Origin of the sequence: Mycobacterium sp. (genome assembly GCF_049647605.1) — a bacterium.
Classification (GTDB): Bacteria; Actinomycetota; Actinomycetes; order Mycobacteriales; family Mycobacteriaceae; genus Mycobacterium.
Genome location: NZ_JBARXZ010000125.1, coordinates 42,412 through 62,207, shown reverse-complemented (window position 1 = coordinate 62,207; position 19,796 = coordinate 42,412). Strand labels below are relative to the sequence as shown.

19 protein-coding genes are annotated in these 19,796 nt (G+C 64.6%); 10 read left to right on the top strand and 9 right to left on the bottom strand.

Annotated elements, in window-relative coordinates; genetic code table 11:
* The 7 genes from WBB07_RS16940 to WBB07_RS16910 form a co-directional block, all read right to left on the bottom strand.
* On the bottom strand, window positions 1-178 hold a 178-nt coding region (locus tag WBB07_RS16940), incomplete at its 3' end, for an alcohol dehydrogenase catalytic domain-containing protein (protein WP_526309557.1).
* Between the two features lie 85 nt (window positions 179-263).
* Window positions 264-878 (bottom strand): helix-turn-helix domain-containing protein, encoded by a 615-nt coding sequence (locus tag WBB07_RS16935; RefSeq protein WP_526309554.1) that lies wholly within the window; start codon window positions 876-878, stop codon window positions 264-266.
* Between the two features lie 234 nt (window positions 879-1,112).
* Window positions 1,113-1,823 (bottom strand): ABC transporter ATP-binding protein, encoded by a 711-nt coding sequence (locus tag WBB07_RS16930; RefSeq protein WP_526309553.1) that lies wholly within the window; start codon window positions 1,821-1,823, stop codon window positions 1,113-1,115.
* Window positions 1,813-2,604 carry an ABC transporter ATP-binding protein gene (locus tag WBB07_RS16925; protein ID WP_526309552.1) on the bottom strand — a complete coding sequence of 264 codons (792 nt, stop codon included), beginning with the start codon at window positions 2,602-2,604 and terminating at the stop codon, window positions 1,813-1,815. The genes WBB07_RS16930 and WBB07_RS16925 overlap by 11 nt, the downstream gene beginning before the upstream one ends.
* Window positions 2,601-3,617 (bottom strand): branched-chain amino acid ABC transporter permease, encoded by a 1,017-nt coding sequence (locus WBB07_RS16920; protein ID WP_526309551.1) that lies wholly within the window; start codon window positions 3,615-3,617, stop codon window positions 2,601-2,603. The genes WBB07_RS16925 and WBB07_RS16920 overlap by 4 nt, the downstream gene beginning before the upstream one ends.
* Window positions 3,614-4,474: a branched-chain amino acid ABC transporter permease gene (locus WBB07_RS16915; RefSeq protein WP_526309550.1), complete on the bottom strand. Its 861-nt coding sequence runs from the start codon at window positions 4,472-4,474 to the stop codon at window positions 3,614-3,616. The genes WBB07_RS16920 and WBB07_RS16915 overlap by 4 nt, the downstream gene beginning before the upstream one ends.
* Window positions 4,475-4,549: 75 nt before the next feature.
* Entirely contained in the window at window positions 4,550-5,815 is a 1,266-nt protein-coding gene (locus tag WBB07_RS16910; RefSeq protein ID WP_526309549.1) for an ABC transporter substrate-binding protein, read from the bottom strand.
* A gap of 437 nt (window positions 5,816-6,252) precedes the next feature.
* Between WBB07_RS16910 and WBB07_RS16905 the strand changes: the two genes are divergently transcribed.
* Complete coding sequence (locus WBB07_RS16905; protein ID WP_526309548.1) at window positions 6,253-6,876, top strand: helix-turn-helix domain-containing protein; 624 nt, start codon at window positions 6,253-6,255, stop codon at window positions 6,874-6,876.
* A gap of 79 nt (window positions 6,877-6,955) precedes the next feature.
* On the opposite strand, the gene WBB07_RS16900 is transcribed toward WBB07_RS16905, so the two are convergent.
* Window positions 6,956-8,089 (bottom strand): XdhC family protein, encoded by a 1,134-nt coding sequence (locus tag WBB07_RS16900; RefSeq protein ID WP_526309547.1) that lies wholly within the window; start codon window positions 8,087-8,089, stop codon window positions 6,956-6,958.
* Window positions 8,090-8,106: 17 nt separating this feature from the next.
* A complete protein-coding gene (locus tag WBB07_RS16895) occupies window positions 8,107-8,961 on the bottom strand; it encodes a cupin domain-containing protein (RefSeq protein WP_526309546.1) in 855 nt (284 codons plus the stop codon).
* Window positions 8,962-9,521: 560 nt separating this feature from the next.
* Here WBB07_RS16895 and WBB07_RS16890 point away from each other — a divergent pair.
* The 9 genes from WBB07_RS16890 (at window position 9,522) to WBB07_RS16850 (ending at window position 19,761) form a co-directional block, all read left to right on the top strand.
* Entirely contained in the window at window positions 9,522-9,644 is a 123-nt protein-coding gene (locus WBB07_RS16890; protein ID WP_526309545.1) for a hypothetical protein, read from the top strand.
* Between the two features lie 13 nt (window positions 9,645-9,657).
* The gene (locus WBB07_RS16885) at window positions 9,658-10,650 is read left to right on the top strand and encodes an aromatic ring-hydroxylating dioxygenase subunit alpha (RefSeq protein WP_526309544.1); all 993 of its coding nucleotides are present in this window, start codon (window positions 9,658-9,660) and stop codon (window positions 10,648-10,650) included.
* Between the two features lie 47 nt (window positions 10,651-10,697).
* On the top strand, window positions 10,698-11,627 hold the full coding sequence (locus WBB07_RS16880) for a PDR/VanB family oxidoreductase (protein WP_526309543.1): 930 nt from the start codon (window positions 10,698-10,700) through the stop codon (window positions 11,625-11,627).
* A gap of 107 nt (window positions 11,628-11,734) precedes the next feature.
* Window positions 11,735-12,475 carry a helix-turn-helix domain-containing protein gene (locus WBB07_RS16875; RefSeq protein ID WP_526309542.1) on the top strand — a complete coding sequence of 247 codons (741 nt, stop codon included), beginning with the start codon at window positions 11,735-11,737 and terminating at the stop codon, window positions 12,473-12,475.
* A 249-nt stretch (window positions 12,476-12,724) separates the two neighbouring features.
* On the top strand, window positions 12,725-13,585 hold the full coding sequence (locus WBB07_RS16870) for a nitrilase-related carbon-nitrogen hydrolase (protein WP_526309541.1): 861 nt from the start codon (window positions 12,725-12,727) through the stop codon (window positions 13,583-13,585).
* A complete protein-coding gene (locus tag WBB07_RS16865) occupies window positions 13,582-14,448 on the top strand; it encodes an FAD binding domain-containing protein (protein ID WP_526309540.1) in 867 nt (288 codons plus the stop codon). The genes WBB07_RS16870 and WBB07_RS16865 overlap by 4 nt, the downstream gene beginning before the upstream one ends.
* A complete protein-coding gene (locus WBB07_RS16860; protein ID WP_526309539.1) occupies window positions 14,448-16,904 on the top strand; it encodes a xanthine dehydrogenase family protein molybdopterin-binding subunit in 2,457 nt (818 codons plus the stop codon). The genes WBB07_RS16865 and WBB07_RS16860 overlap by 1 nt, the downstream gene beginning before the upstream one ends.
* Entirely contained in the window at window positions 16,901-17,401 is a 501-nt protein-coding gene (locus tag WBB07_RS16855) for a (2Fe-2S)-binding protein (protein WP_526309538.1), read from the top strand. The genes WBB07_RS16860 and WBB07_RS16855 overlap by 4 nt, the downstream gene beginning before the upstream one ends.
* Window positions 17,398-19,761: a xanthine dehydrogenase family protein molybdopterin-binding subunit gene (locus tag WBB07_RS16850; protein ID WP_526309537.1), complete on the top strand. Its 2,364-nt coding sequence runs from the start codon at window positions 17,398-17,400 to the stop codon at window positions 19,759-19,761. The genes WBB07_RS16855 and WBB07_RS16850 overlap by 4 nt, the downstream gene beginning before the upstream one ends.
* Window positions 19,762-19,796: the final 35 nt, after the last annotated feature.

Genomic DNA, 19,796 nt, shown 5'->3' with positions numbered 1-19,796 from the left:
GGAACGGGTAGGCGTCGTTGATGCCGCCTTCGCGGTAGGTCAGGTCGGTGTGGCAGACCCCGCAGGCCAGGATCTTGACCACCACTTCACCGGGTCCCGGGTCCGGGATCACGATGTCGGTGACCTCAACAGGTGCACCCTTGGACCGAGAAATCACACCACGCACTGTCTGACTCATGTTTCTGCTCTCTCGTCGTTGATCGATGTGTCGACCGTCCGGGTATCCGGAATCTGGACCTTCGGGGGTGGTTGCGTGGTAGTTGTCAGTGTCCGTACTGCCGGGTGATCGGTATCCGCACCACCACAAGCGACTTCGATACCTCCGCGCCGTTGTTGGCGAATCGATGGGGGCACGCGGCATCCAGTCGGATCGAGTCACCGGCGCCGAGTTCGGTGGTGGTTTCGCAGATCTGAACTGTCAGGCAGCCGCTTTGGACAACGATGACCTCTTGGCCTTCGTGCCGAACGAGTTCGGAACCTGTGTGGGCGCCCGGGGCGAGTTGCAATGAGGCGACTTCGAGACCGTGTTCTCGGCTGCGCTGGATCAGGCGGCGGGAAACTCCCGGACCGACTGCCAACTCCTGTTGTTCTGCGTATCGCACCAGCGACAGCCCGGGATTGGCAGTGGGATTGAAGAGGTCGCCGACCGCCACGCCGATCGCGGAGGCGATCGCGACCAATGAGCCGACGGATACACCTGTCTTCCCGCGTTCGAGCATCGACAGCATCGATACGCTCAAACCGGTAGCCGTCGAGATGTCGACGAGGGTGAGCCCGCGTTCTGAACGGGCGCGCCGGATCTCGGTGCCCAACATCTGGGTGGCAAGCTCCGATGCGGATTGCCCAGCGGGGGATGAGCTCTCCCTGCGGTCGCTCATGACTCTCCCCGAATTTGAACCCAACTAAACTCCGTGGACTGAGTTTTCAGTGTAGCTGATCAAGCAGAGGTCTTCAGCTTGCAGGTCGCCTGTCTTGGCACGCCGTGACATGTTGTGCTGCAACATGAGTTGACCAACGACGCATCTTCTCCCGGACAGACCGGCGCCAGGGTCGGCATATGGGCACACTCCCGAATGTCGACCCCGGCGGCGATCAGATGCGCCTTGGCGCAGTCAGTGTGCAACCCCGAAGAACAGTTCTTCCAGCGCGCCTTCGATCAACAACTCGGCGGCGTCGGTGGCCGGACCGAGGGTGCCGTCGGACATGAAATGGACCTTGTCCACGGCCGGCAGGCAGATCCGCGGATGCTCTTCGATGATCCACAGGACACCGGCACCCTGGTCGCGCAGTCGCTGAATATCGGCGATGCGTTCGCGGACGATCAGTGGTGCCAGGCCGGTCGTCGGTTCGTCCAGCATGAGCAATGACGGCGAACCGACCAGAGCGCAGGCAATGGCGAGCATCTGCCGCTCACCGCCGGACAGCGTGGCGGCGGCTTGTTTGATCCGCTCTCTGAGCCGCGGGAACTGCTCGAGGACCTTCTTGGTGATCTCGCGGGATCCCGCCAGACTGCCTCGACAGGAGACCTGCAGGTTCTCTTCGACGGACAGTTCGGGAAAGACATTGCCCTGCTGCGGTACGTATCCGATCCCGAGGCCGGCGATGTTGTTCTGCGAGACGGCGCCGAGGTCTTTGCCCTTGAAGGTGAGCGACCCCGCCTGAACTGGAAGTGACCTCGCAATGCATTTCATGAACGAGGACTTGCCGGCACCGTTCGGACCGACGATCGCGACGATCTCGCCCTCGGCGACCGTGAGTGTGGCATCACGGACCACCGTCAGTGGGCCGTATCCAGTGCTGAGCCCTGAGGCCTCAAGCAACATCGGATTCCTCCGCTCCTCCGAGATAAATCCGCTTGACGTTGGGGTTGTTGCCGATTTGTTCCGGTGTGCCGGACGCGATCACCGCACCACTTTCCAATACGTGGACACGGGCGGCCAGTTCCAGAACGAAGCTGAGGTTGTGGTCGATCACCACCACTCCGATACCGCGGGTCGAGATGTCTCGGATGATGCCGGACAACGTTTTGATCTGGTCGACCGTCATCGCTGCGGCGGGTTCATCCAGGAGCAGCATCTGGGGAGACAGCGCCAGCTGCCTGAGGATCTCGACGAGCTTGGCATCCCCGGGGGACAGATCGGCCATAGACCGGTCGCCGAGATGGCCGACATTGGCCTGATCCAGATGTGCCCACGCGGCGTCATGCGCTTCGGCCCGGCGGCGACGGTCCTGCTTCCAGCGCAGGAACGGGGCCCACGGCAGGTCCAGATCGGAGCCGCCGGTTGCCAGCGCAATGTTCTCCACCACCGTCATCGACTTGAAGCCGATGGGTGTTTGAAACGTGCGCACCAGACCGGCACGGGCAACCTTGAAGGCCGGCAGTCCGGTCAGATCCCGGTCACCGAATTGGACTTTGCCGCTATACGGCGTGCCAAAACCCGAGATGACGTTGAACAGTGTGGTCTTGCCTGCACCATTCGGGCCGATGAGGGCGGTGATCTCCGTGCCGTTGATTCGGATGTTGACGTCCCGCAGTGCTCGGACACCACCGAATGTCTTGTTCACACCGATTACTTCGAGGTCCGGTGATGCCGTGGTACTCATGCCCGCTCCTGGACGGTTGACAGTGATGCGGTCTTGTCCGAGATCTCGGCCCCGGAACCGGTTGCCGCTGGTGGTCTTTGGTATCGCTGCCGGAGTCTGGCGAAAGTGCCGCTCTCCGAGAGCAACCCGTCCGGCCGCCACCGCAGCAATGCGATCAGCAGGATACCCACGAGCAAGGGATGCGCCGCGGCGTGCAGGTTGGCGTACTCGTGCGGGACATCGACCAGGCGGACCATTTCACTGACCGCTGTGAGCAGCAGCGCACCGACGATCGGGCCGAATCGGCTGCCGAGGCCACCGATCACCAGACCGGCCCAGATGGTGAAGGTCAGATTGGACCGGAATGCCGAGGGCACCAGCGCTTCCAGGATCCAGGCATATGCCGGCCCCACGAACAGGCCACACAGCAAGCCGACGGTTCCATAGGTGGTCAACCGCAGGCTCTTGACGGACTTGCCCATTGCCATGGCCAGTGGCTCATTGTCGCGAGCGGCCCGCAGGCTGGCTCCGTAGGAGGAGGTGGCGATCCGGGAACAGATCATCCAGATCGCAGCGGTCATCGCGATGACCAGGGCCAGGCGTACGTAGGGATAGGCCGCGTAGGTGAACTGCATTTCCAGGGGTTTGACCACCGTGGTGAGGCCGAACGTGCCTCCGGTGAGGTCTTTCTGGATGACGATCACCTGGCGGATGATCTCGGCGAAAGCAAACGTGGTGATCAGGAAGTATTCGCCGCGCAATCGCAGAGCCGGCCACCCGATGAGGACAGCCACCAGCCCGGTGATCAGGGCGGCACCGAGCATCCCGGCCCAGAACGGCAGTCCGAGACCGGGTACCGCCGCATCGGTTGCGGTGGTGAGCAGGACATAGGAATAGGCGCCGACGGCGATCAGGCCCGCGATGCCCAGGTCCCACATACCGCCCCAGCCTGCTTCGAGGTTGAGCAGCTGACCGGCCATGGTGAAGACGAAGGCCAGAGTCGCGATCGTGACGACAAACTCGATGGAGATCATGCCGCTGCCTCCTTACGGGACTGGAATGAGAAGAGGCCCTGCGGACGGAACAGCAGCACGATGATCAGGATCGCGAAGGCAACCACCGGGCGGTACGTCGTGTCGATGACCAGGGCGCTCAAATCCATGACCACGCCCAGCACCATGGCAGCTGCGATGACACCGAGAATATTGCCGGTACCACCGAGCACGGCCGCAGCAAGCACCAAAAGTATGTAGCCCCAGCCAGATTCGATTGACACCGACCCGAGGATCGCGGTCATGATGCCGGCCACCGCAGCCAGCGCGCCGGAGATCAGCCACACGGTGGTACTGACTCGCCCGATGGCGACACCGCGGATCTGCGCCAGCTCCCGATTGGAGGCGACTGCGCGGATGTCACGGCCGACGCTGGTCCGTCCCAGCAGCAGCCACAGTCCGCCGATGACCATGGCGGCCACCAGCAGCAGCACGATCTCGCCGGGCGCCACGTCGAACGGTCCGATTCGTTGGGCCGCACCGAGATTGATGTTGAAGACCCGCAGGTCGGTTCCGAAGACCGCGATCATTGCACCGTAGGTGACAAAGGCAAGACCGACAGAGGTGAACAGCAGCACATTCCCGCCACGGTGCTTGACCGGATCGAACAGGAACTTGCCGCACACCGCGGCAATCACCGACGTGATGACGATGGCGCCGGCGATACCGGCGACAATTCCAAAGGCCTCGGACAATGCGAGTGCGGTGAGCGCACCCAGCGCCATGAACTGACCGTGAGCGATGTGCAGGAATCGTTCGGTATTGCGCAGGAGTGCAAATCCGGAGGTCGCTACCGCCAGCATGCTTCCGGTCAGTAACCCAAACAGCAGATTGTTCAAGGGTTTGTTGCCTTTCTCTACGTGATCGGTGCCGCTGCCACTGGGGCGGCGGTATCGCCGCCCCAGCCGCAGTGCTTACCCCTCGTCGCGCAAGGAGGGGTCGACCTCGATCTCTTCGCCGGGAGTCCACTCACCGTTCTGCACGGTGAGGATGGCCAACAGCGGCGATTCGAGGTTGCCGAACTCGTTCATGTCCAGCGTGCTCGAGGCGCCCTGGAAGTTGATGTCCTCGCCGGCTGCCAGCGCGTCCTTGCCTTCCTTGAAGGAGTAGACCTCTTTGCCGGGTCCGCTGGCCACCTCGATGATCTTGGCGGCAACGTCGGCGCCGTTGGTGCTCTGTGCCGCTTCCATCGCCAGGGCGAACAGGATGTACTGGTCATAGTTGTTCGCGTCGTACATGCCGGGTTCGGGCTGATTGCCTGTCGCGGCGACGAAACGCTCGGCGTAGGACTTGTAGGCGGGGCTGGCGGTGTCGAAAGCGGTGAGCGCCGCGGACAATTGGTCGGCGTTCGACAGTGCCGCGACCTCGTGGGTGATCAGGTCGGGTGAGACGTAGATCGGCTTGTTGTAGCCACGGCGCTCGATCTCGCGCAGGATCGGGATACCGGCTTCCACGCCGGTTCCGACGTACAGCGCATCGGGATTGCCCTCGAAGGCCTTGGCGACCTCACTGTTGTACGAGGACGCCCCGGGCTCGATGGAGACCCGGGTGACGGTGCCACCGGTCTTCTCGAATGCCTCGGTGGCGACTTCGGCGGGTCCGGAGGCGCCTTCGGTGTTCTGCACGATCATGGCGAGGTTCTTCACACCTTCGTCGCGAGCGACCTGAGCGACGATGATGCCGGCGTCACTGTCTGATGCAGCGACGCGGAAGGAGAACTTGCCACCCTTGTCGTCGAGGTAGGTGGTGCCGCAGGAGGAGCAGATGTTCGGCAGCTGCCGCTGCTGGATCTGGTCGAAAAGGGCTACCTGACCATCGGACTCGAGGCTGCCGAGTACGGCGACCTTGTTGACCGACGTCAGTTTGGAGAATCCGGCGATAGCGCCGTCCACCGTGGACCGGTTGTCCTCGGTGACCAGCTTGACGTTGCGGTCCATCACGCCGCCGGCAGCGTTGATCTCTTCGATGGCGATATTGGCAGCCGCGATTGCCGGGGGAGTGAATGGTGCGTAGCTGCCCGTGATACCGATGAGCTGGCCGAACAGAATGTCGCCGCTGCCGGAGTCCGCCTGGCCGCCGCCGCCACCGCTGCGGTCGCCGTCCTCGGCGCATGCGCTCAGGAGGAGTGCTGCCGAGAATCCGACGGCGAGGACCTTGGTGGTACGGGACTTCAACTTCATTTAATGACCTCCAGGAACTGGTAGGGAGAACACTGCTGTATGGGGGAAATCCCGATGCCAACGCTGCGGCCGAGCGTACAATCTCATTGAAAAGTTATAGGTCGATCGCGTTACGGCTACGTTAATGTTCGGCCCGACATTTACCTTGAAATTCAAGATGGTTGAAAGACTAGGGGAATGTGACGCACATCGCAAGCGTTCTTTCGCTGTGAGGCAAACCCCGCGCTGTCCTGGGTCGTTCGGCTGCACTGAACTTAAACCCGAGATACTGCGAGGTGCATGTGGGGTCGCGGTGGGGAGGTGTGAAGCCCGTGCGCCGAGGTTCGGGATTGTGGCGAACTCGGGAGGCTCGGAAGTGTGACGGAAGAAGCGGCACTCAAATTGGTTTCAGCAGGAATGAAAGATTTCAGGCGACACTGTGAATACGGAGGCTGATCGTGAGTGACATTGTGGAGATTCCTGCTCCCGGCATTGGCGGCAGCGGCACCGACCAGACGGTGGCTCGGGTGGGGCAGAAGGTCCGGATGCTGCGCTCGCGACAGGGCCTCACCCTCAAGGACCTCGCAGATCTGACCGGTGTCAGCGTGTCGATGCTGAGCATGCTGGAGCGCGGGGTCGCGACGGCTTCGGTCGGAACACTGGTCTCGGTGGCCTCGGCGCTAGGGACCCATATGAGCGATCTCTTCGAGCGCCCACCCGGACCGGCGGGTTCCCCGGTCACCCGGTTGGACCGACAAACGGTGGTCCGCCTGAGCGAGAGCACAACGCGCCGGATCGCTCACCTCGATTCCGACGCCGACCTCGAGTTTGCGGTCAACGAGTACGCCGGTGCGGGTTCGTCGGGACCTGGCGCCACCCACCATGACGGACGAGAGTTCGGTGTGGTGGTGTCCGGGCGGTTGACCATCGAGCTCGACGGTGAGCGGCATGAGCTCGCCGAAGGGGATGTCATCGCCTACTCCTCGGACCGGCCGCACCGGATCGTCAACAGTGGTGACGAGCCTGCGGTTGCAGTCTGGGTGAATCTCGGGGCCGAAGCGGGGTCGTATCTAACCCGGTGAGGGCCTGAAGCGGCTTTGACCTCATTGTATTTCTATGTTGTTGAATGTTCGGGTAGTTGAGCGAGCCCAACAGGTCGATTCACCGGTGATGCGGGTCCCGATGAATCGGGCCTCGGGTGGCGGTCAGCGGTTGTCCTGACCCGCCCCAGCGGCCCGCGATGATCTCGGCTGCGATGCTGATCGCGGTTTCCTCGGGCGTTCTGGCACCGAGGTCCAGCCCGATCGGGCTGGACAGTCGGTGCAGTTCTGCGTCGGTGACGCCGGCCTCCCTGAGTCGTGCGATCCGGTCGTCGTGGGTGCGGCGCGAACCCATCGCGCCGACGTACGCGACTTCCGGTATGCGCAGCGCCACTTCCAGTAGCGGTACGTCGAACTTCGGGTCGTGGGTGAGGATCGCGACGACGGTGCGCGGATCGATCCGGCCGGCCTGGTGTTCGGCGCTCAGATAGCGGTGCGGCCAGTCGACAACAACGTCGTCGGCCTCGGGGAACCTAGCGGTGGTTGCGAAGACCGGTCTGGCGTCGCAGACGGTGACTCGGTAGCCCAGGAAAGAACCGACCCGGGCCACCGCCGCCGCGAAGTCGATGGCGCCGAAGACGAGCATTCGCGGCCGCGGGGCGAATGCCCAGATGAACACCCGCATCCCGACGCCACGGCGCTCACCGTCCGGGCCGTAGGTCAGCGTGCCGTTTGTCCCGGACGCCAGCAGGCCGGTGGCGTCGGCGGAAACGGCATCGTCGGCATACGCCGACCCGAGCGATCCGACCGATTCGGCATCCGGTCGGACGATGAGCCGTCGTCCCACCCGGGAACTGTCCGGGTGTTCGATGACCACCGCCACCGCGACGGGCCGTCCGGTATCGATGTCTTCTGCGACATCGCCGAACTCGGGGAAGGTCCTCCGATTCACCTTCTCCACATACACATCGAGGATGCCGCCGCAGGTGAGTCCGGCGGCGAAGGCGTCGTCGTCGGAAACGCCGTAACGATGCAGTTCGGGTGTCCCCGAGTCGGCGACCGACTGCGCAACTTCATACACCGCCCCCTCGACGCAGCCACCGGAAACCGATCCGGTGGCGGTGCCGTCCGGGCCGACCAACATCGACGCACCCGGTGGCCGCGGAGCGGACTTGAAAGTCGCTACCACCGTGGCCATTCCAACCGTGTCGCCGGCCGCCCACCGGTTCCGGAGTTCGGACAGGACGTCACGCATCAGGCGGCGGCCGAAGGCTAGTCAGCGGTGCCGGCGGTGCGCACGGGCAGTGAGGTGTCCGGGGGGAGGGTGATCTGGTCGACGTCGACACCGGCGGCGCGCAGCATGTCGACGTCGGCGGGGCAGGGACCGCCGACGCTGACCACACGTTCGCCCAAGTCGGCGGCAACGGCATGCCAGAAACCGATGCGGATATGGATCGTGTCACCGGGCCCGAACGTGAATTTCTCGCCGGTGGTCACATTTTCGGCAGTGCCGTGGCCTTCGAGGATGTGGATGGTGTCCTCGGAGTAAGCATGGACGTGCTCTTTGTTGCGTTCGCCGGGTTCGAGCACGACGTAGTTCATGTTGGCGGCGACGGCACCGACTCCGAGCCAGACCACCAGTCGGGCGTCCCGGGAGATGAAGGGGACCCGCAGGCCCGGGCGGTCTCGGTGGTACACCGAGATTTCCGGCCAGACATCGCTGGCCGGGGACGCGACCGCGGGGGCCTCGGCGATCGGTGAGACGGCGGGGCAGGGGCCTCCGACGAGTCGGGTGCCTGCCGAAGCGCGCAACCGGTACGGGGTGCCCGGTCGCACGTGCACCATCGAACCTTCGGTCAGCGGCTGTGCATCGGACTCGTCGGCGCCTTCATGGGCGATCGAAGCAGAGCCTGCGACAACGTAATACGCAGCCTCAGAGGAGTGGGTCAGCGGGACGGATCGGCCGTCTTCGGTGAACTGCAGATCGTAGAGTCCACGACATTTGGCGCCGACGTCTGGACCCACGATCTCGCGCCAGGTGCCGCCCTCGAGTAAACCGCTGTCGGCGCCCCATTCGCTGCGCGAGATGACTCGCATCCCTGCCATCGTCGTCTGTTGCTCGGCCACGCCGGAAGAGTAGCATTGGTTTTCAATCAGATCAAAGTAATTCTCTAGATGTTGAACTTTGCTGGGTGGCGGCCCTTCGGGCTGCGGGCGGGGCCGCCGGCGGGTCCACTCCCAGTCGCCGGAGGCCACTCACCGTAGTAGCCGGGCGTCTGGCAGGCGGCGAGCGCCGTCGCTGGATCGGCGTCACAGGCAACGTGTTTGGCGATTCTCTTGGTGGTGCCAGAGAGGATCTCGGCCCGGAGTTCCGGTGTCGGCGCGCCTCGGAGGCCGACAGTCATCGTCGAGGGGGAGCGCGCTGGGTGTCGTTGGCTGTGCGGGAGTCGGCGGGCAGGGATGGCCCACCTCGGGGTTGCCGGCGTAACGACAGATGAGGGTGATCCCCGCCGTTTCTGTTGCGGTCTGGGTCACACTCGCTTAGTCTTCAAACAAATTGAAGTTCAGGCGCTCCGGTCGCCCGTCCGCCAGAGTTCTTCATGCGTCGGCGTGAGGCTTCGGCAACGGTACGCGGTCGGTCGCGGAGATGGGCGGGGTAACGCCGGCAACCCGGGAGGTGAAGAGCTATGCGGCAGCTTTCGTTGTTCGCGTCGTTTCGTCGCGGCCTGGTCGACGGTGGCGACTGGCGGTTGATCAAAGGGGCGCGGCTCGGGCCGCAACTGCACAGCCCCTTGACAACTCTCCCCTGAACGGATCCCCCCCATGCCGCAATCGGCACTCGCAAGCTTTTGGCACCCCATCGCAACAGTTGATGAAATCGGCGAACAGCCAAAACGATTCACTCTGCTCGACGACTTCGTCGTGGCGTTCCGCGACGAGAACGGCGTGGCGGCTTTCCGTGATCTCTGCATCCACCGCGGAGCGGCACTTTCGCTCGGCTGGGTCCGCGAGGGCAATCTTGTTTGTCCGTACCACGGCTGGCAGTACAACCGCAGTGGAGCCTGCGTCAAGATCCCGTCGCGTCCCGCTGATGCGCCGATCCCGAACAATGCACGCGCTCAGGCCTACCAGGTCCGTGAGAAGTACGGCCTGGTGTGGGTGGCGATCGACGAGCCGCGTGACGAGGTTCCCCTGTTCCCCGGCGATGTCCATGGCCTGCCGGAGTGGAAGTCGTTCATCGCCTATCGCGAGATCTGGAAGACCTCCGCGGCGCGGGCGTGTGAGAACTTCATGGATTTCTCGCACTTTCCCTACGTCCACAACGGGCTTCTGGGCACCGAGGACAACGCGGAGATCACGCCATACACCGTCGAAAAGCTTGACAACGGCCTGCATTACTGGCTGGAACAAGAAGAGCCCAGCGACCTCTACGGGGCCGGTGGCAGCCAGACGGTTCGCTACGAGTACACCCTTGTCGTACCCTTCACCATTCATCTGAAGAAGATCGAGGTCGGGACCGGCAGGGAAACGATCATCACCCAGTTCACCCTGCCCAGAACGACAAACACCACCGAGCTCTTCGTCTTCATCTTGCGTAACCATTCGCAGGATGAGCCGGACAGCAAGTTCGGTGATTTCACCACCACCATCATGGAGCAAGACCGGCCGGTGGTGGAAAGCCAGCGGCCCGAGGAACTTCCGGACTCGCTGCGTGAGGAGCTGCACATCAAGGTCCCCGACGCGGCAAGCCTGCTCTACCGGCAGCGGTTGGCATCGCTGGCCAAGGTCGAGGTGTTCGGGCCCTACGGCGCCTGAGGCAGTCGGTGGCAACAGGTTTGAGGTCGGTACGAGTCGCCGACCGCGTGATACGTGCCGATGGTGTCGTCGGGCTGACGCTGCGTGGAGTAGACGATGAGCTGCCGAAGTGGACGCCAGGCGCCCACATCGACGTCGTTCTGCCCTCGGGCCGGTGCCGCCAGTACTCGCTGTGCGGCCCGGTGACATCGGCGGATTATGAAATCGCAGTGCGATACGAGGCTGGTGGTCGCGGCGGATCGCGCGAAGTCCACAAGAGCCTGGTCCCGGGGAGCGTTGTCGAGATCAGCGCCCCCCGCAACCGGTTCCCACTGGAGCGTGCCGAGTCCTACCTGTTCGTGGCGGGCGGTATCGGTATCACGCCGATACTGCCGATGATCGAGGCAGTTGACGGGCTGGGGCTGGAGTGGCGGCTGGTCTACTGCGGGCGCAGCCGCGCGACGATGCCCTTCTGCGACGAGCTGGAGCTCTACGACGACCGGGTGCAGCTGTGGCCCGATGACGAGCGGGGGCAGCTCGACGTGCCGGCACTGGTCGGTACGGCCGTCGCTGCCGAGCCCGGTGTGGCCGTGTACACCTGTGGCCCGGGTCCGTTGATCGAGGCGATGGATCGGGCGGTCCGGGACGTCGGGGCGGCTCCCCTGCGGTACGAGCGATTTGTCGCCGCGCCGGTGGCTGAGCCGGCACCGGGTGGGGTGGCCGCCTCGGCATGTGAGGTTCAGCTCGGGGTCGACGGACCCGTGATTGCGGTGCGCGAGGACCAGTCGATTCTGCAGGCGGTGCTCGATGCCGGTGCCGACGTCTTGTTCTCCTGTGAGGAGGGATCATGTGGAAGTTGCCAGACCACGGTCCTCGCAGGCGAGGTGGACCACCGAGACGACCTTCTCACCGAGGCCGAACGTGCGGATCGACAGATGCTGATCTGTGTTTCTCGCGGCACACAAGGGCGGCTGGTTCTCGATATCGAGGCGCCATGAATACATGCAGACCTGCGAATTTACCCGCGGCGTGCTGTATTTAGTGGGGTCCGTTCACGTAGGCTGAAACAGCCCAGCGTCTACTTTCCCGCCACAACGGAGCTTCCATGACGACTTCCTCCTCCGCGCTGCCTGCGGGTTCCCGGAACTCTGCCGCGGTTGCCGCAGGTAGTAAGCCCTCGAAGTCGCGTCGGACGCGCAGCGTGCAGAAGTCCGGAGCCTCCAAGAACAGCGGGACCGGACGGGGTACCACTGGGGCCTCGCCACAGCGCGGTGGTGGCGGTGGTGGAAGTACCGAACAGACGATGCTGATTGTCGGTGCCCGGATCCGTGCGATGCGTCTGCGTCAGCAGTTGACGCTGCGCGACGTGGCCGAGCGGACCGGGGTGAGTGTGTCGATGCTCAGCATGCTGGAGCGCGGTGTTTCGACGGCGTCGGTGGGCACCCTGGTGGCGGTGGCCTCGGCGCTAGGGGTGCACATGTACGACTTGTTCGCCCATCGTGACTCGGCGGACGGGTCTCCGGTGACGCGGCTTGCCGAACAGACTGTGGTGCGGATGGGTGAAGGGACCACTCGCCGTGTGGCGCATAGTGATTCGGCCGCCGGTGTGGAGCTGGCGGTCAATGAGTACGAGCCTGGCGGGGCCAGTGGTCCGTCTGCAACGCATCACGATGGCCGGGAGTTCGGCGTGTTGATCTCGGGGCAGTTGACGGTAGAGCTCGAGGGAGAGAGCCACGTGCTGGGCCCTGGTGATGTCATTGCCTACTCCTCCGAGCGGCCGCACCGTATCGCCAATACCGGTGCCGAGCACGCAGTCGCAGTGTGGGTTAACGTAGATGAATCGTAGTTTTTTCAAACACACTCAATGACTTTGAACACGTTGAATGCTACGCTCGGCATGTGACGGACGCTCTCAATCGCGCCGGATGGCGCGGGAACTGCGGAAACGGGGTCGAACTCGGGTCTGCCCGGGTGTCGGCCGGACCCGATGAGCCACGCGTCGCCGCCGATGCCGGCGCACCGTTGTGGGCAATCGGCGAGACTGCGAATATTCGGCCAGCCTTAACTTTGGTACCCGGCGGACGGGCTGCGGTTCATGGCTGACAACACGGTCACCTTCGCGCTGGAGCAGATGGATGTCGAAGTCGGAAACGTCGAAGGCAACCGCAGCACCGCACTCGGGCGGGCGCGTTCTGCCTTGACGGCCGGAGCGGACGTGGTGGTGCTGCCCGAGCTCGCCATCAGTGGCTACGTCGTCGATCGCCAGCTCGCCGACGAGGTCGCCGAACCGCTCGACGGGCCCACCTCCGCTGCCTTCATCGACCTGGCGGGGCAATACGACCGCCTGGTGGCCTATGGCTTCTGCGAGCGTGACGGTGACGATCTGTTCAATACGGTTGTGATCGTGAACGGTTCAGGTCCTGTGCTGCACTACCGCAAGCTGCACTTGTTCGATCTCGAGAAGCAGGCCTACACGCCTGGAAACCTCGGACTTCCGGTGGCGGACACGCCATTCGGGCGGATCGGGGTGTGCATCTGCTACGACCTGCGATTTGTGGAGGTGCTGCGGACGATGTCCCTTCGGGGTGCGGAGATCGTGCTCGCGCCCGCGGCCTGGGTCGGTGGCTTCGATCGCACCGTGCCGGTTGCCGGCGGTACCCGACACGTCGATTCCGTTCTGGCGCAGGCAAATCTCGATCAGGTTGCGGTGGTGGCCGTATCTCAGGTTGCCGGTGCGGCGCGAGGTGGACCCGCCACACTGGGTGGGTCGGTCGCTTGTGACGCCTTCGGTGAACTGGTGGTCGGGCCGTTGTCACGGACCACCGCCGAGTCCGCGACCGCGACGCTGGATCTCGACGCGATCCGGAAGGCGCGGGTGCGCGGGGAGCGGATCCGGCCCCGCGAGGACAGGCGAACCGACGTATACGCCGTGACATACGAAGGGAGCGCCTGGTGAAGCCGCGGTCGTTCAGGTATCACGCGCCGAACAGCCTGGAGGAGGCGCTGGACATCCTGGCTGCCGATCCGGACGAAACCAAAGTGCTTGCCGGTGGCCAGAGCCTGGTCCCGATGATGAACTTCCGGTTGGCCAGCCCCGCCAATCTCGTCGACATCAACCGGGTGCCCGGGTTGTCCGGCATCGAGGTCGGCGATGGCCGAGTCGTCGTGAAGACCCGGACCCGGCACATCGAGGTGCAGCACAACACCGTTGGTGGGCCGCTTGGCCTGTTGTTACGCAAAGCGGCCGGCTACGTCGGGCATCTGCCGATCCGTACCCGCGGCACCTTCGGCGGTTCGATCGCGCATTGCGACGCGGCGTCGGAATGGTGCCTGGTGGCCTCCTTGCTCGACGCGGAGATGACCGCGGTCAGCAAGGCCCGCGGTCAACGGACCATTGCCGCGGCTGACTTCTTCCAGTCGATCTTCACCACTGCCCTGGAACCGGATGAAATGCTGCTCGAGGTTTCGCTTCCCACCCTCGATGACACCTGGAGTACCGGGATCGCGGAATTCGCTCGCCGTGCAGGTGATTTCGGGATAGTCACCACCACGGCAGCGATCCGTGTCGTCGACGACGTGGTCCAGGAGGCCCGCGTCAGCCTGGGTGGTGTGAGCGAGGTGCCGTTCCGCAGCGTCGCCGCCGAACAGGCCCTTGTCGGTCAACAGCTGACCGAGGACCTGCTGGTGGCCGCCGCCGATGCCGCCGCCGTCGAGGTCGATCCGCCCAGCGACACGCACGGTGATGCGGCGTACCGTCGTGATCTCGTTCGCGCGCTGCTGCCGCGTGCGCTGAGCAGGGCCACAGCGGTCGGCGCATGATGGCCGCCGCACCGACGGAACCCACCACCTGGACCGGCCGCGCGTTGCCCCGGCTGGAAGACCCGGCAATCGTTCGGGGCTGGGGCAGCTACGTCGCCGACGTCGCCTCCCGAAACAGCCGGTGCGCACACGTCCGATTCATCCGCAGCACGGTGGCCTCCGGCCGCATCGTCTCGGTGAGCGCACCTGCCGGCGTCACCGTGTTCACCGCGCGCGACCTCGCCGATGTAAAGCCGATCGTCGCAGCCCTGCACCGGCCGGACTTCGTCACCGTCGGCACACCGATCCTGGCCACCGATGTGGTGCGGTTCGTCGGAGAACCGATCGCGTTTGTGGTCGCCGACACCGAGGCCGCCGCCGAAGACGCCGCGGAGTTCGTCGACATCGAGATCGAGCCGCTGCCGGCGGTGCTGTCCGCCGTCGCGGCGCTTGCCGATGGCGCACCGTCGGTGCACGATTCATTCCCTGCCGACCACCAGAATGCACCCAACACCGTGGTCGACGGCCGGGTCACGACTCCGGGCGCCGCAGCCGCCTTCGCCGCAGCGCATGCCGTGGTTTCGGTACGGGTCAGTTCGAGCAGGCAAAGCGCAATGCCGTTGGAGGCCAGGGCTTCCCATGCAGCCTATGACCCGGCGAGCGGGCGGACGACATTACATTCGACGCTGCAGATGCCACACGTCACCCGCACCGGTATCGCCGACTGCCTCGGCATCGCCGAGGATGATCTACGGGTGGTGGCCCCGGACGTCGGGGGCGGGTTCGGCGCGAAGATGACCCTGGCGCGTGAGGATGTCGCCCTGGTGTGGGCGTCGCGACATCTGCGGCGCGACCTCGCCTGGATCGAAACCAGGGAAGAGAACTTCATGGCGTCCTGGCACAGCCGGGAACAGGTCTACGACATCGAAGGAGCGTTCTCCGCCGAGGGCGAATTGCTGGCCCTGCGTGGTGATCTGATCTGTGACGTGGGCGCCTACTGCTGTTATCCGGTGACCTGGGCCGTGGAACCTCTGATGGCGCTTGCTGAACTGCCCGGCCCCTACAAGGTGGGGGAGTACGACGTTCGCTCGCGCGCCATCACCACCAACAAGTGTCCGATCGCCCCCTATCGAGGGGTGTCACGACCGATGCAGGTGCTGGCAATGGAGCGGCTGATGGACAGTGCCGCAGTCGAACTCGGTCTGGACAAGGTGACCATTCGGGATCGCAACCTCATCTCGGAGTTCCCGCATCGCGCACCAACCGGTTTGGTGCTGGACCTGGCGTCACACCGCGAAACCCTGGCCGCAGCAGCAAAACTGGCCGACCTCGACGATTTTGCGGACCGTCAGGCCAAGGCACTCGAAAAGGGCCGCTACCTGGGCATCGGGTTCTCCTGCTTCGCGGAACGCACCGGCTACGGCACCCCGGCGTTTGCCGCCCGCTCACGTCCCTATGAACTGGACCCGACCAAGCCGGCGCCGGTGATCACGCCGGGATTCGAGCGGGTCATCTTGACGATGGATCCCTCTGGCGGACTGACCCTGCGGATCGGCGCCTCGCCGCACGGACAGGGCCTGAAAACCACACTGGCCCAGGTTGTGTGTGACGAGCTGGGAATGCGCCCCGACCAGGTTCGGGTGATCGCCAGCGACACCGACGCCACACCGTACGGGTGGGGCAGTTACGCGAGTCGGGCGATGGTGATCGCCGGCGGCGCCTCGATGCTGGCCGCCAAGGATCTGGCCGAGCGGCTCCGCGGCCTGGCCGCAGCCCGCCTGGGCGGTCTGCCCGACGACATCGTCCTCGAGGGCGGCAAGGCCCGGCTCACTGCCACGGATGACACCGTGGAGCTGGCCGTGATCGCTCGGGACACCTACCATTCCAGCCATCTGCTCCCGGACAAGGGCGAACCCGCGCTGGAGAGCATCGGCACCTACGACCCGTCCGGCACTTTTGCCAACGCCTGCCACGTCGCCGAAGTCGAGGTGGATGCACTCACCGGGCAGGTCGAGATCACCCGGTTCCTGGTTGCCGAGGACGCCGGGCGGTTGATCAACCCGGCGATCGTCGACGGTCAGATTCACGGCGGCGTGGTCCAGGGCATCGCCAACGCGTTGTTCGAGGAGTTGATCTATGACGACCGGGGTGTCCTGGTCACGACGTCGCTGATGGACTTCCTGCCGCCTACTGTCGCCGAGGTTCCCGATATCGAGATCGCGCATATCTACACGCTGTCTCCGGCGTCGCTGACCGGCGCCAAAGGCGTCGGCGAAGGCGGCACCATCGGAGCCCCGGCGGCGATCGCCAATGCGATCAGTGACGCGCTGCGGCCCCTCGGAGTCGGTGTCTTCCATCTGCCCGCCACCCCGCACCGGATCCGGTCGGCGATCCGGGAGGGCCGCGATGTCATGGCGGCCCAGCATCCCGCCGACAGTGCCAACTCGGAAACCCTTCAGCAGGAGCGCACACCATGAGTTCACTTCGCCTGTACGTCAACGGCGATCGTTACGATCTTGACGTCGAGCCCCGGCGGACCCTGGCCGACGCGCTCCGCGATGACTGCGGGTTGACCGGCACCCACCTCGGCTGTGAACACGGGGTCTGTGGGGCATGCACGGTGTTGATGGACGGACAACCGATTCGGGCCTGCCTGATGTTCGCCGTCCAGGCGGAGGGAGCATCTATCCGCACCGTGGAAGGTCTGGCGCCCGACGACACCACGTTGCACCCGGTCCAGCAGGCGTTCTGGGACAACCACGGCCTGCAGTGCGGTTTCTGCACACCTGGCTTCCTCACGTTGATCGCGGGCTTCCTCGAAGAGAACCCCGACGCCGAGGAAGCAGAGGTGCGCGACATGCTCTCGTCGAATCTGTGTCGGTGCACCGGCTACCAGAACATTGTCAAGGCCACGCTCAGCGCGCAGCGCGCGATGCGCGGAGAGGACCCCGTCGCGGACGAGACGTCTTCATGATCGGCGCCCGCGCCAAGCGCATCGAAGACCCCGTGCTGCTGCGCGGTGCCGGAAGGTTCGCCGCCGACAACGATTACGTAGGCGAACTGCACATGCGGGTGGTCCGTTCGCCGATAGCCTCCGGCCGATTGGATTCGGTGGATGTCTCGGCCGCGCTCCTGGTCGACGGGGTGGTGGCAGCCTGGTCCTACGCCGATGTGGACACCCTGCCGGCCATCTCCTTCCGATTGACACCCCGGCCCGAACTGCTGCCCTACCGGCAACCGGTCCTGGCACGGAGATTTGTGCGATACGTCGGCGAGCCCATCGCCGTCGTGTTCGCGACATCGGCCTACATCGCCGAAGATGCCGCTGAATTGGTGGAATTCGAGATCGAACCACTCGACGCGCGCATCGATGCCGACCTCGAGCCCACCCGGTGGGTGGACAGCGAACAGGCGACCTGGGCGGCCGGGACGGGTGAGCAACTGGTCGAGCAGGATTCCGAAGCCACCTGTTTTGTCGAAGAGTACGGCGATGTCGATGCCGCGTTCGCCGGTGCGGAGTCACTGATCGCGGCGGGTACTCATCGCATCTTCGAGATGGACGCCCGGATCGGGCGGCACTCTGCGGTTCCCATGGAGTGCCGCGGTCTGGTCGCGGCGTTCAACGAGTCCGAGCAGGTTCTGGTGGTCGACGGTGCCGCCAAGGTCCCGTTCTGGAACCGCGAGGCGATCGCCGCGATGGCCGGACTTCCGCCACACCAGGTGGTGGTGCGTGAGACCCACGTCGGTGGTGGATTCGGTCCGCGCGGCGAGCTCTACCCGGAGGATGTTCTGGTCACGGTCGCGGCGATGCGGCTGCGTCGACCGATCAAGTGGATCGAAGATCGCCAGGAACATCTGGTGGCCACCAATCATTCTCGCGGCCAACATCACCGGCTCCGGGCACTCGTCCGCCTCGCGGATGGCTGGATCGAGGCGTTGGACGCGGATTTCATCCTGGACCAGGGTGCCTATGTCCGCACCCACGGCGCGACTGTCGCTTCCCTGACGGCGTCGATGCTGCCGGGGCCGTATGTCATCCCGAATTTTCGCGCCACCGCCCACGTCCGGTTGACCAACAAGACCCCGGCCGGGACCTACCGGTCGCCGGGACGTTACGAAGGTACGTTTGCCCGAGAGCGGTTGGTCGACAAGATCGCCCGTGAGTTGTCCCTGGACCCGGCAGAGTTGAGGCGCACCAACTTCATCCCGGCCGCCGAGATGCCCTACGAACGTCCGATCCAGGCGATGGGGACCCACCTGGTCCACGACTCGGGCGACTACGAGTTGCTACTGGACAAGGTATCGGCGAAGTTCGACTTCGCCGCGATCCGTGCCCAGGTCGACGCGCGGCGTGCGCAGGGGGAGTTGGTCGGCTTCGGCTTCGGCTACTTCGTCGAGAAGAGCGGGATCGGCCCCTACGAAGGCGCCCGGGTGTCCGTCGACGGCAGTGGGTTCATCACGATCAGCTGCGGGGCGTCGTCGGTGGGGCAGGGGGTGGACACCGTGCTGGCCCAGATCGTTGCCGAGAGTCTTCAGGTGCCCCATGATTCGATCCGGGTGGTGCGTGGGCGTACTGATCAGTTCGAGTACGGGCGTGGGGCTTTTGCCACCCGGCTCGCAGTGATGGCGGGTTCGGCGGCCTCACATGCCGCCGAGGCGTTGGCGGAGAAGGCACGTCGGGTCGCTGCCCACCACTTCCGGGTCAGTCTCGAGGAGACCGAACTCAAAGAAGGCACGGTCGTTGTCATCGAGGACCAGCAGAAGGTTCTTACCCTGGGCGAGGTTGCACAGCTGCTGGAGCCGGTGAAAGCCGGTGAGATGAAAGAGGATCCCGGGCTGAGCGCCGACGGCTGGTTCCGCTCGGATCACATGACCTACCCGTACGGCCTGCATGCCGCGCTGGTTTCGATCGACCGTGGCACCGGCAATCTGAACATCGAACGCTTCATCGTCGGCTATGACGTTGGCCGAGCACTGAATCCGATGCTGGTCGAAGGGCAGATCGCCGGCGGTGTCGCCCAGGGTATCGGTGGTGCGGTATACGAGGAGTTCCTGTATTCCGAGGACGGCACTCCGACGAGCACCACGTTCATGGATTACCTGATTCCCACGGTGCTGGAAGTTCCCGACGTCGAGACCCTGGTCACCGAGGACGCGCCGAGCCCGATAAATCCGCTCGGGGTCAAGGGTGCCGGCGAGGGTGGGACCACCGCAGTGGCCGCCGCGATCGCATCCGCTGTCGACGACGCCCTGCGATTGCCGGATGCCATCACTGCGGTGCCGATCCGGCCGGATCTTCTCCGGCGCCTGGTCAAATCAATTTCAGTGACATAGAATACAATTCAACGTAGCTGATTTAGGAGGCATTA